General features: G+C 35.0%; 14 protein-coding genes and 2 tRNA genes. 10 read left to right on the top strand and 6 right to left on the bottom strand.

Annotation, left to right across the window (positions count from 1 at the left end; genetic code table 11):
• The first annotated feature begins 14 nt into the window (after positions 1–14).
• A complete protein-coding gene (locus NCC77_RS04465) occupies positions 15–1,175 on the top strand; it encodes a BamA/TamA family outer membrane protein (protein WP_250834523.1) in 1,161 nt (386 codons plus the stop codon).
• Between the two features lie 221 nt (positions 1,176–1,396).
• Positions 1,397–2,593 carry a C1 family peptidase gene (locus NCC77_RS04460; RefSeq protein ID WP_250834522.1) on the top strand — a complete coding sequence of 399 codons (1,197 nt, stop codon included), beginning with the start codon at positions 1,397–1,399 and terminating at the stop codon, positions 2,591–2,593.
• Between the two features lie 68 nt (positions 2,594–2,661).
• Here NCC77_RS04460 and NCC77_RS04455 read toward each other — a convergent pair whose 3' ends face one another.
• The 3 genes from NCC77_RS04455 to NCC77_RS04445 all read right to left on the bottom strand — a co-directional run bounded on the left by NCC77_RS04455 (position 2,662) and on the right by NCC77_RS04445 (position 3,875).
• Positions 2,662–3,255, bottom strand: a complete 594-nt coding sequence (locus NCC77_RS04455) for an ATPase (protein ID WP_250834521.1) — start codon at positions 3,253–3,255, stop codon at positions 2,662–2,664.
• Entirely contained in the window at positions 3,248–3,412 is a 165-nt protein-coding gene (locus tag NCC77_RS04450) for a hypothetical protein (protein WP_165352402.1), read from the bottom strand. Before NCC77_RS04450 ends, NCC77_RS04455 begins: the two co-directional genes overlap by 8 nt.
• Positions 3,413–3,479: 67 nt before the next feature.
• A complete protein-coding gene (locus NCC77_RS04445) occupies positions 3,480–3,875 on the bottom strand; it encodes a helix-turn-helix domain-containing protein (RefSeq protein ID WP_250834520.1) in 396 nt (131 codons plus the stop codon).
• 178 nt (positions 3,876–4,053) lie between these two features.
• Between NCC77_RS04445 and NCC77_RS04440 the strand changes: the two genes are divergently transcribed.
• Both NCC77_RS04440 and NCC77_RS04435 read left to right on the top strand, forming a co-directional pair.
• A complete protein-coding gene (locus NCC77_RS04440; protein ID WP_250834519.1) occupies positions 4,054–4,332 on the top strand; it encodes a hypothetical protein in 279 nt (92 codons plus the stop codon).
• 119 nt (positions 4,333–4,451) lie between these two features.
• Entirely contained in the window at positions 4,452–5,132 is a 681-nt protein-coding gene (locus NCC77_RS04435) for a hypothetical protein (RefSeq protein ID WP_250834518.1), read from the top strand.
• A gap of 873 nt (positions 5,133–6,005) precedes the next feature.
• Here the strand turns inward: NCC77_RS04435 and NCC77_RS04430 are convergent.
• The 3 genes from NCC77_RS04430 to rseP all read right to left on the bottom strand — a co-directional run bounded on the left by NCC77_RS04430 (position 6,006) and on the right by rseP (position 7,619).
• Positions 6,006–6,079: transfer RNA gene (locus NCC77_RS04430), tRNA-Asn, on the bottom strand.
• A 39-nt stretch (positions 6,080–6,118) separates the two neighbouring features.
• A tRNA-Asn gene (locus NCC77_RS04425) sits at positions 6,119–6,192 on the bottom strand.
• Positions 6,193–6,275: 83 nt separating this feature from the next.
• The gene (rseP, locus tag NCC77_RS04420) at positions 6,276–7,619 is read right to left on the bottom strand and encodes an RIP metalloprotease RseP (RefSeq protein WP_250834517.1); all 1,344 of its coding nucleotides are present in this window, start codon (positions 7,617–7,619) and stop codon (positions 6,276–6,278) included.
• A 201-nt stretch (positions 7,620–7,820) separates the two neighbouring features.
• Between rseP and NCC77_RS04415 the strand changes: the two genes are divergently transcribed.
• The 6 genes from NCC77_RS04415 to NCC77_RS04390 all read left to right on the top strand — a co-directional run bounded on the left by NCC77_RS04415 (position 7,821) and on the right by NCC77_RS04390 (position 17,087).
• Positions 7,821–8,891, top strand: a complete 1,071-nt coding sequence (locus NCC77_RS04415; RefSeq protein WP_250834516.1) for an NADH:flavin oxidoreductase/NADH oxidase — start codon at positions 7,821–7,823, stop codon at positions 8,889–8,891.
• 188 nt (positions 8,892–9,079) lie between these two features.
• The gene (locus tag NCC77_RS04410; RefSeq protein WP_250834515.1) at positions 9,080–10,123 is read left to right on the top strand and encodes a Gfo/Idh/MocA family oxidoreductase; all 1,044 of its coding nucleotides are present in this window, start codon (positions 9,080–9,082) and stop codon (positions 10,121–10,123) included.
• 358 nt (positions 10,124–10,481) lie between these two features.
• Positions 10,482–11,702: an MFS transporter gene (locus tag NCC77_RS04405; protein WP_250834514.1), complete on the top strand. Its 1,221-nt coding sequence runs from the start codon at positions 10,482–10,484 to the stop codon at positions 11,700–11,702.
• Positions 11,703–11,918: 216 nt separating this feature from the next.
• A complete protein-coding gene (locus tag NCC77_RS04400; RefSeq protein WP_250834513.1) occupies positions 11,919–14,738 on the top strand; it encodes a carboxypeptidase-like regulatory domain-containing protein in 2,820 nt (939 codons plus the stop codon).
• A 17-nt stretch (positions 14,739–14,755) separates the two neighbouring features.
• Complete coding sequence (locus NCC77_RS04395; protein ID WP_250834512.1) at positions 14,756–16,093, top strand: DUF5689 domain-containing protein; 1,338 nt, start codon at positions 14,756–14,758, stop codon at positions 16,091–16,093.
• 136 nt (positions 16,094–16,229) lie between these two features.
• A complete protein-coding gene (locus NCC77_RS04390; protein WP_095929595.1) occupies positions 16,230–17,087 on the top strand; it encodes a hypothetical protein in 858 nt (285 codons plus the stop codon).
• Positions 17,088–17,166 lie beyond the last annotated feature (79 nt).

The following is a 17,166-nucleotide window of genomic DNA, read 5'->3' as shown; positions in this document are numbered from 1 at the left end:
ACGATAAACACTATATGGAAAACAAAAAAACAACAATAAAAAGCGTTCTGTTTTTGCTTTGTATAATTCTATCGTTTAATGTTTTAAATGCACAAAAACACCATGCAGTTTTAAAAGATTCGCTAGACGGAGCTTTTGATTTAAGCGACTTTCTTATTTATGCCAACGGATTTATAGTTGTGCCAACCATAATTACAGAACCCGCTGTTGGAGGATTTGGAGCGGCAGTTGCACCAATTTTCCTCAAAAAACGCGCTCCTGTTATTGAAGCAGACGGAAGAAAACGATTTGTAAATCCAGATATTACAGGAGGACTTGGAATGTATACGGCCAACAAAAGCTGGATGGTGGGCGCTTTTCGTTCTGCAACATTGGTAAAACCTAAAATTCTCTACAGGGCTTTTGCGGCTTATGGCGATATGAATTTATCCTTTTATGCCAATAACTTGCCCAATCAGAAAGACGAGGAATTTAAATTGAACTTTAAATCGACTATTTTTTATACACAATGGCTCAAACAGTTTAATAATGCCAAATGGAGTGTAGGACCTCAGTATTTGTTTTTAAACTCAAAAATAAACCTGCCCGACTTTAATCTTCCGCCGCCATTTGTAGACCCAAAAGACATAAAAAGTACCATAAGTCAGCTTGGAGCCGCGCTCCAGTTTGATGGACGTGACAATATATTTACGCCAGATAAAGGAATACGGCTTCAGTCCGATTTTTTCTGGTCAGATAAAGCGCTGGGAAGCGATTATCAGGCTTGGCGTATTAACTTTTCGGCGATTGGATATTATCCTCTGGCCAAAACACTAATTGGCGGACTCAGGATTGAAGGGGAGCAGGCGTTGGGGAGTCCGCCTTTTTATTTAAAACCAGGAATTAATATGCGTGGAATTCCAGCGGCGAGATACATGGGAAACACCAGTATTGTGAGCGAGTTAGAATTTAGATGGGATCTCTACAGACGATGGAGCTTAATGGGTTACGGAGGTCTTGCCAGCGCCTTTAACGATTGGGATCAGGCCTTTGCCAAACCCATTGTCTACAGCTACGGAACAGGCTTTAGATATCTCATTGCCAGAAAGTTTAAGCTCCGAATGGGAGTAGACGTTGCCAGAGGGCCAGAAGAGTGGGCCTACTATATTGTTTTTGGAAGCAACTGGATGCGATAGTTTTAGAAGAAAAAAACTTGTAAGAAGTTAATTTATAAATTAATAAACGCAAAAAGCCTCAATAATACGTTATGGAGGCTTTTTGTGTTAAATGCCTTAATAATTAATGCCGTTAAGAAAACATTAACAACTAAACATTACACAAATTGTATAATATTTAATTGTTTTGTAACAAATTGGAAACATTGGAGACTAATTTTGTTAAATCTTAAACATAAATTATGAATACATTTTCATTCAAATCAGTGTTTGCTGCTTCAGTATTTTTGGCTGGAACTGCAGGCTGTTTTGCGCAAGACATTTTAGTAAATTCACTTAAACTAAATGCAAGCGACAAAAGTAAAGAGAACTTCAAATTTACAGAAGTAATTAACCTAGGTACAACATCGGTAAAATCTCAAGGATCATCTGGAACTTGCTGGAGTTACTCAACAAACTCATTCTTAGAGTCAGAAATGATTCGTTTAGGAAAACAGCCAGTTGAGCTTTCTCAAATTTATTCTGCAAGAAACGTGTATGTAGAAAAGGGGGTAAACTATGTTCGTATGCACGGAGCAATTACGCTTGGTGACGGAGGTGCTCTTCACGATGTAATTAATATGTATAAAAAATACGGAACTGTACCAAGAGAAGTTTATACAGGATTAAACTACGGAACAGACAAAAACAAATTTGCCGAAATGGGAGCTCTTATGGAAAGTGTTCTTGCAGCAGTGGTGAAAAACCCGAACGGAGAATTGACTCCAAACTGGCAAAAAGCGTACGCAGCAGTTATTGATTCTTACTTAGGAAAAGTGCCAGATAGCTTTACTTACAAAGGGAAAAACTATACGCCACAAACTTTTGCTAAAGAAGTAGTAGGCATTAACCCAGATGATTACGTAGAAATGTCATCTTTTACAAACGCTCCATACTACCAAAAAACAACGATGATGGTGCCAGACAACTGGTCATTGGATCAAGTTTACAACGTAAAAGTAAACGATATGACAGACGTTATCGACAATGCACTTAAAAAAGGATACACTGTAGCTTGGGCAACAGATGTTAGCGAGAAAAGCTTTAGCTGGAAAAACGGTGTAGCGTATGTAGCATCTAAAAAATTCGACGACATGACAGCTGAAGAAAAAGCAGACATGTTTAACGGACCAAAAGCAGAACCAGAAATTACTCCAGAAATGCGTCAGGCTGCGTTTGATAACTACACTACAACAGACGACCACGGAATGCACATTATTGGTCTTGCAAAAGATCAAACTGGAAAAGAATACTATATCGTAAAAAATTCTTGGGGAGAAACAAACGACTACAAAGGTTTCTTGTTTGTAACTAAGAACTTCGTAAAATATAAAACTACTGCATTACTAGTAAACAAAGGAGGAATTCCTGCTGAAATTGCTAAGAAATTAGGGGTTTAATTAACCGTAGAGTTTTAATTAAATAGAAAAGCGCCGTAATCTTTGGATTGCGGCGCTTTTTTTTTGTTCTATGGAATTATATTAGGTATCAAATCTTTTAAATAATCTGGCACATAATTTATCGATTGAATTTTTCCTGATTCAATTGATAATACATACGAAGGTTGTTCCTTATATGCAGAAGAGTCATATATGTCAACATAATCAAAATGATCAAAGAATTTATTGAGATTATCATATCCTTCTTGATAGCGTCTTTCAATTTCATTTTCCGGAACAAAGTGTCCCCCATTTTCTACACGAATAGCAACTCTTTTCTTTGCCTCTTGAATTGAATTTAGGCATAGAAAAATAAGTTGTAAATCATATCCATTATTTTTAAAAATATCAGGCCAGTGAAGAGGAGTTGAATTGAAATTAGTTTCATAACAAAAACTAGATTTATTGGCAATAGCTATTTTAATTTGATTTTCCAATTCATTAAATGCTAAGCTATGAGCCATCTCTTCTCTTATATCGGAATCGAATAAAGAGTTGTAAAATTTTAAAAAATAGAAATCGTAATCAAAGGGAGTAAACTTTTCAGGAGAAAGTACTTTAGAAAAAGTAGATTTTCCAGAGCCATTGCATCCAGCAATGACTGTCAAAATAGGTTTAGACATTCTTAAATTGAGGAGCTACTGGAGGATTTTTTTGATTTTTTCCTAAAGCTATGTTTCTTTCATAAACAGCCACTTGCTTCTTTACAGAAGGCATAACTTTACTCATTTGCTTTAAAGCAAATTGTACTCTTTCGGATGTGTTAGAAATATCTTTCATAATGATGCAAATTTACAAAAAACAAATTAAAGATGTATATAATGTAAACCTCATGCTGTTTTTTAGATCACTTCCCCTTCATCAACCTTTCCAAATACTCTACTTTATCCTTTTCAGCCTGAACCAAACGCTCATAAAGTTCTACAATTTTATCAAGCGGGTTGAAGTTACAATTATGGTTTACAGTTGGTCCGCTATGAATAACAGAACCTTCGTGGTTATTTTGAATGTTGTTTAATACAACTTCGTCGCTATAATTCTTAATTGCATCAGCCGAAACTCCCAAAGCTTCTGCAATAGAGTTTAGTCTTTCATCGTCAACATTTTCGCTTCCTTCAATCGTAGAAACATATTGTTGGCTTACACCTATCGCGATGGCAAGTGCTTCTTGTTTCATTCCTCTAAGCTCACGAATGCGGCTTATGTTTCTCCCGATATGTTTTGGTTTTGTTGCTGTGCTCATACTTCAAAGATATTAAAAATCCTTAAAAATTAGGAATATAGTAAAATACAATCTTTTTGCTTGTGAGATAAAATCACGATCTATTTTGTTAGAATGCATTCTATCGTTTATTTAGCCGAAACAAAAATACAATTTTTCGTACAATAATTATTCGTAATCAGAACCATAAATAAACGCCATGAAAACAGAAAACGAAAGCAATGCCAATCAAAACAAAATAATAGAATCGGTAGCGAGATTGGTATCAGATCTTTGTTTCGACGGAGAATATAAAAATCATCCAGAATACTTAACCGAGATTTTTGAGCATCTTCTAGAAACAGAATCCGGAGACAGCCGTTCTTTACGAATTAAAATGCTAAGTTGCATTAGAACCAGTAAAATGGTAGCAAAAGCGCTAGAACCATTTTCAGACGAAGAAATACAAAAAGCCTGTGTTCAAATGATAAATGGGTAAAAAGAAGTATTTTATCGGTTTTCTAAGTAATTCGTGGTCAGAATAAAAGCTAACTAAAAGAAAATCAGTAACTTTAGGCTGAGTTTTTTAATTGGGGCATCTAATTTTATTCAAAAATCATGAAAAAGTATGAAGCAATTTTATGTACACTTGCGTTCGTATTTTCTCTCGGCTGTTTTGCTCAGCGCACCAACCATGCCTCCGCTTCTCCAGCAACAGGAAAAACGACACTTTTGACGGATAGTCTTTCTAATGATGATTTGGTCATTCAATCTTATTATGTAGAAGAGAGAATAAATAAACTTTTTGGAGGTAGAATTATTACCTACCAAGTTTCCAAATTGGACATGGTCGACACTTACGATCTCGGGCCAAACAATACTAGAACAGTAATTCCGAATTATGTAAAAAGAAAACCTAAGGTAGCTCCAAATGCAATAGAGACCAAAACGCTTGCTGCAAGTTCGTCTGTCTCTGTAGAGCCCGTTAAAGTCGAAATTACAGCTCCCGCTCCGACAACTTCAAAATATGTAACCGTTAATATGGTTGACACGTACGAAAAAGTTATTGATAAAGGGTATAAATCTATCGACATGCTGAAAAAAGTAGCCGATCGTTTTTATTTTGAAGGCAATCTAAGCGCCGCGGCGGGCTATTACACGCAATTATTTGAAGAAGCTAAAGATTTGGAGGTTATTTATTATTATAGATATGCACAGTCCTTAAAAGCAATAAATGAAAATGAAAAAGCAAATACTTTAATGAAAAGGTTTAAGAGTGAAACTTTGAGTATGAAATAGGTTTTTTTTAGCTAAGCTTTACGTAAAGTTTTTTTACCGCAAAGTATGCTAAGATTTTACGCAAAGTTCGCAAAGGTTATTTTGAGCTAAATCTAAAGATTAAGTTCGCAAAGCTTTGTGTGTATAAGGCTTTGCGAATTTTTTTTGTTTTACCTACAGTCGTCAGGATGACAAGATTGGGTTAATTTTTTTTACGCAAAGTGCGCTAAGATTTACGCAAAGAGCACAAAGTTATTTTAATGTGGAGTTTAGCCTAAATCTAAAGATTAAGTTCGCAAAGCTTTGTGTGTATAAAGTTTTGCGAATTTTTTTTGTTTTACCTACGGTTTGTCATCCTGAGGAACGAAGGATCACACTCGTATATCGACAAAGATTGGTGGCCTTTGCGATCTCTTTTATAGATTCCTATTAAGTCTCGCATAAAAAAAACTCTTAGCGAACTTTGCGTAAAAACCTTGCGCTCTTTGCGGTTAAATAAACAATCCAATATATTGGAATTTCTAATTTTTTTACCGCAGAGAGCGCTAAGATTTACGCAGAGTTCGCTAAGGTTATTTTGAGTTAAATCTAAAGATTAAGTTCGCAAAGCTTTGTGTAGATAATGCTTTGCGAATTTTTTGTTTTACTTACAGTTTGTCATCCTGAGGAACGAAGGATCACACTCGTATATCGACAAAGATTGGCAATCTTTGCCATCTCTTTTATAGATTCCTATTAAGTCTCGCATAAAAAAAAACTCTTAGCGACCTCTGCGTTAAATCTTAGCGAAATTTGCGTAAAAACCTTGCGCTCTTTGCGTTTAAATAAGCAGTCCTATAGTATTGGAATTTGAACAAAAAAAAAGACGATCAAATTTGATCGTCTTTTTTTAAGCTCCCCCTCTTGGGCTCGAACCAAGGACCCTCTGATTAACAGTCAGATGCTCTAACCAACTGAGCTAAGGAGGAATCACCTTAAAAGGTTAATATGTTTGCTAAAAAAAGTTGCTCCCCCTCTTGGGCTCGAACCAAGGACCCTCTGATTAACAGTCAGATGCTCTAACCAACTGAGCTAAGGAGGAAAGTGTTGCTCTTTTTAGCGAGTGCAAATATAAAACTATTTTTAGTTTCTCAAAAACATTTTCACTCTTTTTTTGACTTTTTTTTACTTGCCTACAATTGCTTTGTAAATGTCGTTACCGTTAGCAAATAGTAGTAGTGAAATAAGTAAAACAAAACCAACCATTTGCGCATTCTCTAGGAATTTATCGCTCGGTTTTTTGCCGCTTACAATTTCATACAATAAAAACATTACGTGTCCACCATCAAGTGCCGGAATTGGCAATAAATTCATAACTCCAAGCATAATTGACAATAAAGCCGTGATTGACCAGAAAACTTCCCAGCTCCAAGAACTAGGGAAAATATTGTAAATCGCAGCAAAACCACCCACTTGTTTGTAAGCTTTTGTTTCTGGGTTAAAAATCATTTTCAATTGTTTTCCGTAACCTACTAATTGATCTTTTCCTTTTTGAAGACCAACCGGAATAGATTCGAAGAAACCGTATTCTTTTTTGCTTACTTTATAGTAGCCTAATTTTTCTAAAGAATCCATTCCTAAGCCACCAACAGCAACTCCAAGTTTCCCTGCATTAGATACTTTTACTGTAATAGGAGTTTCTTTTAAATCACGCAAAACAACAGCAGGAATAGATTTTCCTTTATTGCTTTCTAAAATAACTTTGGCTTCATCAAAATATTTAATTTTCTGTCCGTTCAGACTTACCACTAAATCTTTTGGTTTTAGAGCAGTATTCTCAGATTCTTCAGTAATTTTGCCCACAACAAATGGCATTCTAATGCCAACTAATAAGCCTTTTTCTGTTTTAGAAAGCTGATCAACAAAATCAGTTGGCATAGTAATCGTTTGCTGTTGTCCGTTTCTTTCAATCAAAACGTGTTTTGCCATGATTACATTCATGTTCATATCACTGTCAAAGTTTTCTACCGCTTTACCATCAATAGAAATAATTTTATCGCCAGTTTTAAACCCAGCTTTAAGCATAGCAGGATTTTCGATCGCAACACCATCTTTTAAGTCGGAGTTTGCAATGTAAGTATCTCCGTAAGCAAATGCCATTCCGATATAAATAATAAAAGCCAGAATAAAGTTTACAGTAACACCACCAAGCATAATAATTAAACGCTGCCAAGCTGGTTTAGTACGAAATTCCCAAGGCTCAGGCGGAAGCGCCATTTGCTCTTTGTCCATACTTTCGTCAATCATTCCAGAAATTTTCACATAACCACCAAGCGGAAGCCATCCGATACCGTATTCTGTTTCTCCGATTTTCTTTTTGAAAAGTGAATATTTTACATCAAAAAACAAATAAAATTTTTCGACTCTGGTTTTAAACAATTTAGCAGGGATAAAATGCCCTAATTCATGAAGAATAATAAGTAAAGATAAACTCAATAGAAATTGAGAGAGTTTGATAACTATATCCATTTTTTGTTTTTAATTCGTATTTAACGCACAAAAGTAGCGTTTTCTATTTTAATATAAGAGTGCAAGATAGTGTTTAAGGTTTTAAATGTTTGTTAATTAATAAACATTTCGATTTCTCGTTTTAACAAGATACTGTAACTTTACTTTTTGAACACTGCCTTACTCAATTGGTAGTATAAACTCATTAAAAGTTACACGTATATGGCAACGAAATTATTTTCTCCGCTTACTATAAAAAATATCACTTTAAAAAATAGAATTGCAATCTCGCCAATGTGCCAGTATTCTGCCGTTGACGGATTTGCAAACGATTGGCATCTCGTTCATCTAGGAAGTAGAGCAACAGGCGGCGCGGGATTAATTATTCAGGAAGCGACAGCAGTTTCTCCAGAAGCGAGAATTTCTCCTGCCGATTTAGGAATCTGGAAAGACGAACACATCGAAAAACTAAAACAAATCAACGCTTTTATTGTTTCTCAGAATTCAATTCCTGGAATTCAGTTAGCGCATGCGGGAAGAAAAGCAAGTGTTTCGGCTCCATGGTTGGGAAATAAAAAGTTAGATTTCGCTCAAGGCGGATGGCAAACCGTTGCACCAAGTACGATTCCGTATCATGACAACGAACCCTTTCTTCCAGAAGCGTTAGATAAAAACGGAATTCAGAAAGTGATCTCCGATTTTAAAACGGCAACCAAAAGAGTGGTGGAAGCAGGATATCAGGTTGTAGAAATCCATGCGGCTCACGGTTATTTATTGCACCAATTTCTATCGCCTTTAACAAACGTAAGAACCGATGAATATGGAGGAAGTTTCGAAAACAGAATCCGTTTTACTTTAGAAATTGTAGAAGCAGTTCAGTCAGAATGGCCTTCAGATCTACCTTTATTGGTTAGAATTTCGGCAACAGATTGGGCAGAAAACGGATGGAATCCAGAAGAATCTGTACAGCTTTCTAAAATATTAAAAGAAAAAGGAGTAGATTTAATTGATGTTTCGTCAGGCGGATTGGTTTCGCATCAGAAAATCACATTAGGACCAGGTTATCAGGTTCCTTTTGCAGAAAAAGTAAAACAAGAAGCAGGAATTTCTACAGGAGCGGTGGGTTTAATTACAGAAGCCAAACAAGCCGAAGAAATTTTAAATAACAGTCAAGCCGACCTGATTTTATTTGCCAGAGAATCTTTAAGAAACCCAAACCTTCCCTTGGATTTTGCCAAAGAACTAAACGACGATATTCAATGGCCAAAACAATACGAAAGAGCTAAACTTTAATATTTTTATTAGCCACAGATTACACAGATTAAAATGATTTTTTTTATTTTTTTTCGCCACGAATTACACAAATTTTCACAAAGTTTATTTAGGTTTTGAACATTATGATTTGTGTAAATTTGTGTAATTCGTGGCAGACAGAAAATCCTTTTAATCCATATAATCTGTGGCAAAAAAAACATAACAACATGCAAAAGATAAAAACAGCATTATTATCTTACGGAATGTCGGGAAAAGTTTTCCACGCTCCGTTTTTAGATATTCACGAAGGATTTGAACTTTTAGGTTCTTGGGAAAGAAGCAAAAAATTAATTCAAGAAGATTATCCATACGTAAAAAGCTATGCTTCGCTAGACGAATTATTAAACGATGATGTCGATTTGGTAATTGTGAATACGCCAGTTGGAACGCATTACGAATATGCTAAAAAAGTGCTTTTGGCAGGAAAACATGCTGTTGTAGAAAAAGCCTTTACAACAACGGCTGAAGAAGCAAAAGAACTGGCAAAAATTACAAAAGAAAAAGGCTTGAAATTGGCTGTTTTCCAGAACAGAAGATGGGATAGCGATTTTAAAACCGTTAAAAAAGTAATCGATGATGGTCTTTTGGGAGATTTGGTTGAGGCCGAATTTCATTTTGACAGATACAATCCGTTATTGAGTCCGAAAGCTCATAAAGAAACTGCCAATGATGGAGCAGGGGTTCTAAAAGATTTAGGCCCTCATATTATAGATCAGGCGGTAAGTTTATTTGGCTGTCCAAAAGCTGTCTTTGGAGATATTCGGGTAACGAGAGAGAATTCTGTTGTAGACGACTGGATCGATCTTACTTTGTTTTATTCTAATTTCAGAGTCCGTTTAAAAGCAGGATTTTTTGTGAGAGAAGCCAATCCGGCGTATACCTTGCACGGAAAAAAAGGTTCTTTCTTAAAACCTCGCGGAGATGTTCAGGAAGATGATTTAAAAGTCGGCAAAAAACCAAACCTAGATTCTTGGGGAACAGAAGATGAAAGTTTACAGGGACTTTTACACACCGAAATAGACGGTAAAATTGTGCGAGAAAAAATACCAACGCTTCAAGGCAATTATTTCAGTTTCTTCGATGGCGTTTATGATTCTATTGCAAACGATAAAAAAGAGCCTGTTACCGCAGATGAAGGTGTAAAAGTGATGCAAGTGATAGAAGCCGCAATTGCTAGTAATGCACAACAAAAAGTAATAGGCATATCATAAAAACATTCCGTAGGAATGTCTGATCGGTAGTAAAGCATGTTATAGAAGCTGCAATTGCGAGTAATGCCCAGCAAAAGGTAATAGGCATATCATAACACATTCTGTAGGAACAAAGAAGTATAATATTTAAAAAAGGAGCATTTTCAATTTTGAGAATGCTCCTTTTTTGCTTCAATAAAAAAAATCAAACTAATTATAATTCTACTAAAGGCGAAAAATTGTAATTTTAGTAATAAGAATTCAACTCAAAACCTTTGAATTTATAAACAATAACGTTGTATATTGTGTATAACATTAGGCTTTATGCACTTTAACGAGCGTTTTTAGTATTTTTGATCCTATTCCAATAAAATTCAATATGCTGTTAAACATTAATCCATTATCGCTTTTTCAGACCAAAGCCAAAATCAAGAAAGTATTTAGAGAAGCCAAGGCTTCCTATTTAAATCGGATTCGTTTTGCTGTGGGAATGTTTTATTTCGGAATGGGTTTGAGTTTTGCCACATGGGCCAGTAGGATCCCAGATATCAAAACAGCTTTGCATTTAACAGAAGGAGATTTAGGTTCTATTCTTTTTGCACTTCCGGTTGGACAGCTGATTGTTATGCCTTTTTCAGGAAAAATGGTAACCAAATTTGGCAGCCATCGTATTCTAATTTTCTCTTTAATAATGTATGTTATGTGCTTAATCAATTTAGGATTGGCAACAACATCGTTACAATTATCATTAGGATTATTTTTATTTGGTGTGTTTGGAAATCTTGCCAATATTGCTGTAAATACGCAAGGGGTTTATACTGAAGTTTTGTTCAAAAAAACAATCATGTCCTCTTTTCACGGAATGTGGAGTTTTGCTGGATTTACAGGTGCACTTGTAGGTTTAGGAATGCTGGCTTTAAAATTAAGTCCGCTGCATCATTTTATAATTGTAGCCGGAATTGTTTTATTGATGGTGGCATTTAACTTTAAATTTTTGGTTAGAGCCAAAGAAAAAAAGAAACCAAAAGAAGAAGGCAAAAAGCTATTTGTGAAACCAGATACCGCTTTACTTTGGTTAGGTGTTATCGGATTCTGCAGTATGGCCAGCGAAGGTGTTATGTTCGACTGGAGCGGTGTTTACTTTAAAGATATTGTAAAAGCCCCTGGGCCATTGGTGGTTTTAGGCTACACTTCTTTTATGATTATGATGGCCAGCGGAAGATTTCTTGGCGACGGATTAATCAATAAATTTGGACGCGAACGCGTTATGCAGATCAGCGGTGTTATGATTTCGGCTGGGCTTTTTACAGCTGTTTTTCTTCCTTATATCATTCCGTGCACAATCGCCTTTATGTTTGTAGGTTTGGGCGTTGCAACGATCGTTCCTACCGTATATAGTATTGCAGGTAAAAACCCAACAGTTCCAGCGGGTGAAGCTTTAACCATTGTTTCGAGTGTAAGTTTCTTAGGTTTCTTAATGGGGCCGCCTGTAATTGGACATATTGCACAAAGTTTCGGACTGCAGTTTTCTTTTGCCTTTATCGGAATTTTTGGAGTTCTAATTGCTTTTATGGTTTCTAAAATTAGAACAGAAGCGTAATAGTTTGCCTTTTAAAATTGTCTTTTATTAACTATTCTTTCATTACATTAAAATAAATTTGAGAGAATTTACTTATAATTAAAAAATTTGTTTATTTTTGAATTTCAAACTTCAAGCACAGAAGTTTGAAATTTTCTTTTTTTCCAAAAACCAATTTTATCTTTTGAATTAAGGATTACAATCCTAGAGTATTTTCAAAGTTAATAATAGGTTTTAATGGTAAAAAATTACGCAGTCTTCTTTATTTTTTGGTTCTTTAATTTTGCTTTTTCGCAGAAAGAAATTACGGTAACAGGAATTGTTATTGATGCCCGAACGCAGAATCCGTTGGAAAGTGTAGTGGTAACGATCCAGAACACAGCCGTGATGCAGCTTACATCAAAAACAGGGAAATTTGAACTTCATATATTTCCTAAAAAAGAACAGCTACTTTTACTAAGAAGTCAAGGATACAAAGATTTTCTTTTAAAAGTAAAGTCTAATTCTGGACAGGATATTAATCTCGGTATTTTACAATTAGAAGATACGTATTCAGACGAGGTTCCAGCTGCATTGATTACGCTCTCAGATAATGATTTTTCAGATGACAACAGTTCATCAGAAATGACATCTGGACTTTTACAATCCTCAAGAGATGCTTTTATGCAGGCATCGGCATTCAATTGGGGACAGGCTAGATTTCGTATGCGTGGTTTAGACAGCGAAAATGCAGTCACGATGCTTAACGGAATGCCAATGAATAAAATCTATGATGGCAGACCACAATGGGGAAATTGGGGTGGCCTAAACAATGTGCTTCGAAATCAGGAATTCTCAGTAGGAACAGCCGCTTCCAATTATACTTTTGGAGGCATTTTAGGAACACAACAGATTTTTACTCGTGCTTCTTTATATAGAAAAGGAACATCACTCACGTTTTCGGGAAGCAATACTACTTATTTATGGCGAGCAATCGGAACATATGCTTCAGGAATGAATGCCTCTGGTTGGGCATATGTCGTTTCAGCAGGAAAACGGTGGACAGATGAAGGGTATTTTGAAGGAACCAATTTCGATGCTGATTCTTTTTTTCTTAGTGTCGAAAAGAAATTAAACAACAGACATTCTCTCAATTTTACAGGATTTTACACGCCAAATTCTCGAGGAAAGAATTCTGCTAATACGGCTGAGGTTACTGATTTAATGGGCGCAAAATACAATTCGTATTGGGGATTTCAGAATGGTGAAAAGAGAAATGCAAGAGTGAAAAATGTAAAAGAGCCGCTCTTTATGCTGAATCATTATTTTAAAATAGATGATAAAACCAATCTGAATTCTGCAATTATGTATCAATTTGGAAAAGTTGGAAACAGCAATATTGATTATCAGAATGCTGATAGTCCAGATCCTGTTTATTATAAAAAAATGCCAAGTTATTTTAGTTCGCTTTACGCGAAAGATCAAGGCGAATTTTCGGGCGCGTTTACTCCAGATTATGAAAATGCAGAAAAAAACAAAGTGGTATTTCTGGAACGTCCGCATATAAATTGGGATGAGATGTATTTTGCCAATCAAAAAATAGGGCAAAATGGTTATTTGCCTGCTCAAAGTCATTATGTGCTTTATGAAGACCGAACAGATGATCGGACTTTGGCAATAAATTCAAATCTAAATACACAGATAACTCCAAATATTTCTTTTGATGGTGGATTTACTTTTAAGCAATTAAAATCGCATAATTTTCAGTATCTATTAGATCTTCTGGGCGGAGCCTATTTTGAAGATATTGATCCGTTTTATAAAGGAAGCCTTTCTCAGTCCGATTTGCAGCATCCAGATCGCCAAGTCGTAAAAGGAGATATTTATGGATACAATTATAATTTACTGGCCAATACTTTAGATGTTTTTGCGCAGTTTAAATTTAGCTATAATAAAACAGAATTCTTTTTGGCGCAATCCTATTCCATGTCAGATTACCAAAGAGAAGGATTGTATCAAAACGGATTGTATCCAACAAATTCGCTAGGTAAAAGTGAGAAAGTAAATTTTGAGAATTTCGGTTTCAAAGGAGGTTTTACCTATAAAATTTCAGGAAAACAATTGTTGTTTTTTAATGCTGCACATTTTACCAGAGCGCCTTCGCTTCGTAATACGTTTTCAAATTCACGCTTAAATAATAATGTCGTTGACGGAATCGAAAGTGAAAATATAAGTAGTGCCGAGGCTAATTATGTTTATCGTTCCGCAAAACTCAAATTACGTTTAACAGCATATTATTCTTTGATTAAAAACACTTCGAAAACTTCTTACTTCTATGCAGAAGGAATTTTTGACAACGGTTCGGGTTATGATTCAACCAATGCATTTGTAAGTCAGACTTTGACCAATTTGGATAAGAAAAATACTGGAGCAGAATTAAGTTTTGAATATCAGATTTGGCCAACAGTAAAAACAACTTTATCTGCAGCATTCGGGAATTACATCTACAATAGCAATCCGAACGTAATCATTGTAAACGATGCCAATAGAGCGAAAGAAGGAGCGCAAACAACTTTTGATTTTGGAAGCGCTTATTTAAAGAACTATAAGCAGCCAGGAACTCCACAACAGGCCTATTCTTTTGGATTAGAATATCGTGATCCAAAGTTCTGGTGGATTGGAGGCAACATCAATTATTTGGCAGAAAACTATATTGATGTTTCACCAATTTCTCGTACTTCTCAATTTTATATAAATCCAGCCAATGGTTTTCCTTTTCCTGAAGCAACTTCCGAAAGAGGAAATGAATTGTTAAAACAAGAAAAGTTTAATCCTGCCACGTTACTGAATTTTAGCGGAGGCAAATCTTGGCGTATTCATAAAAAATACGTGGGACTTTTTGCCAGTATAAATAATGTTTTCGATTTAATGTATAAAACTGGTGGTTTTGAACAGGCAAGAAATGCCAATTTTAGAGCACTAAATCAGGACGCATCTAGTGGAACGCCATCTTTTGGACCAAGATATTATTATGGCTATGGCCGAACTTATTTTCTAAATCTTACAATCGGTTTATAAACGAAAACCTACTTCTCATGAAAAAACTAATTTTATTTTTTGTTATATCGTTACTGTATGGTTGCAGTAATGAAGTTGAAACACCAGAATTAAAATGTAATCAACCCAATTTTACTGTAAACAAATCGGTAGCAAAAGTCTACGAGCTTTCGGGAACGACTGCTAAACAATATTTATATGATGATATCATAGAAGCTTATGTTATATCGAGTGATGAAGGAGGTAATTTTTTCAAAACGATTTCATTACAGACAAAAGAAACTGAAAATATACCTGCTATTGGTTTTAGTGCTCCAGTTGATGCCACAAATACTTATATTGATTATCGAGTGGGAAATAAAGTGTTTGTAAAACTTAAAAATCAATTTACAGATTTGTATTATGGTGGTTTAAGAATCGGAAGTTTGTATGTGAGCAATGCTGGAGACCCGACAATTGGAAGGATCTCTCAAAACGAATATAGAAATGTGCTGAATGCTTCCTGTACAACTATAGACGAGAATCAATTGGTAAAATCACTTTCTGTGGAAGAAGCGTTTTCAGATTCTAAACTAAATACTTTGATTGAATTAAACGATGTTGAATTTACAGAAGCGGCATTAGGACGCCATTATTTTGAAGAATCCAATAACGTTGGAGGTTCTACCAATTGGTATTTGAGAGATAAAACAGGAAATCAGATTATTTTTAGAACAAGCGCTTATGCAAAATTTGCAGATCATTTTGTGCCAGAGGGAAGTGGAAAAGTGAGAGGTATTCTAACAAAATTTGGAACTGATTATCAATTTATGGTCCGATATGAAAGTGATATTGTGATGAATGGAAAAAGAAATACTCCGTTTTTTTCAGAAGATTTCCAATCGGTTAAAAACAATGTCAATTTTACGCTTCCAGGTTGGAGTAATATTGTTGAAAAAGCGGCAAAATTGTGGAAAAGTATGGTGTATTCTGGAAATGGTTATGCAGAATTTAATACCACAAGTACAACTGCAGCTGAGAATATAGCTTGGTTAGTTTCGCCAAAAATAAATCTTACGGGGTATAAAAATGCTGTTCTTTCGTTTAGAAGTGCACAGCATGATTTGAAAGTAGATTCGCCTCTAAATACTTTAGAAGTTTATGTTTCAACCAATTTTGACGGTGCAAGTGTGACCAAAGCAAAATGGACAAAATTGGAAGCAAAGGTGCCAACGCTTTCAACGCCTGCTCGAGAATTTATAAGTTCTGGCGGAATCGATCTTTCTGCTTATTCTGGAAACATACATATTGCATTTAAATATATTGGTTCTGGAAAAGACAAAACATTGAATGGCGCTTTTATGGTAGACGACATAAAGATATTTGGAGAGAAGTAAGAACTAATTTAGAATAATGAAAATAATCTGCTGATTTTTAAAGTATTATTGAAAAGTTTGTAGTTTTTGTATTTCAAAACGTTAAAATCTAATTGAATTTTGTACTTTGGTCATCCCAAATCAATACAAATACCACATGAAAACCTACTTTATTGCCATCTTAATGATGGTGTTTCCTTTCTTGATGCACAGTCAAGACGACGTTAAACTAAAGCAGATTAACATTGTAAGAACAAATTACCAAAACTCTAAAGACGGCGAAATTGTTAACAAAACAATAGTTTTTAAAGAAGGTAAACTTCAAACCATAACCACTTCAGATGTTGTACAGCATTTCTATTACAACAAAAACGGCTTGCTGGATATGACTGTAAAAGACAAAGTTGGAAGCGATTGGAAAGAAGTAATCAACTATACTTACAACGCTGATAACAATATTACCAAATTTGTAAAAAAATATCAGGAAGGGCCTAATTATATTACAAAAGTGGTTTCGTTTGTATACGAAGGAGCAAGGGTAAAAGTGACTACAAAAAAGAGTACCAACCATCAGAATTTAGTAGATGATATTGAATATCTTGTTGAAAACGGAATTATTGTAAGACGTACTTCACGAGATAGAAATAAAGCTATTATTGGAAAATTAGAATATGTTTATGTAAACGATAATGTATCAAGACATAAAGGATTGGTAGGAGATAAGATCTCTAAATCATATACTTATGATGATAAAAAATCGGTTGACCAGTTAATCGTTCAGAGTCTTTTTGGAGATAATTACAAAGTAATTGTTCCGATGGTTTCTTATCATGAAGAGGAATTTGAGTTTGAATCTATTTCTTATAATAACGAAATGAATTTCAGCCCATCATCTACAGCTTTAGTTGCGGTGAGCAGAAAATACAAATACAACAAATTAAATTACCCAATTTCTTGTTCTCAAATAGAAGAAAACGGAATTGTGAAAACGGAAAAAACGTTTATTTACGAATAAAGGTTTTAAACTTAGACCATTCATTTGAAAAGTGGAACTTTAGTTGAGTTTATCTTGACGGGTTCCATTTTTTTTTTTT

This window comes from Flavobacterium tyrosinilyticum (assembly GCF_023656565.1).
Classification (GTDB): domain Bacteria; phylum Bacteroidota; class Bacteroidia; order Flavobacteriales; family Flavobacteriaceae; genus Flavobacterium; species Flavobacterium tyrosinilyticum.
The sequence above is the reverse complement of the archived record's forward strand: the minus strand, read 5'-3'. Positions and strand labels throughout refer to the sequence as shown.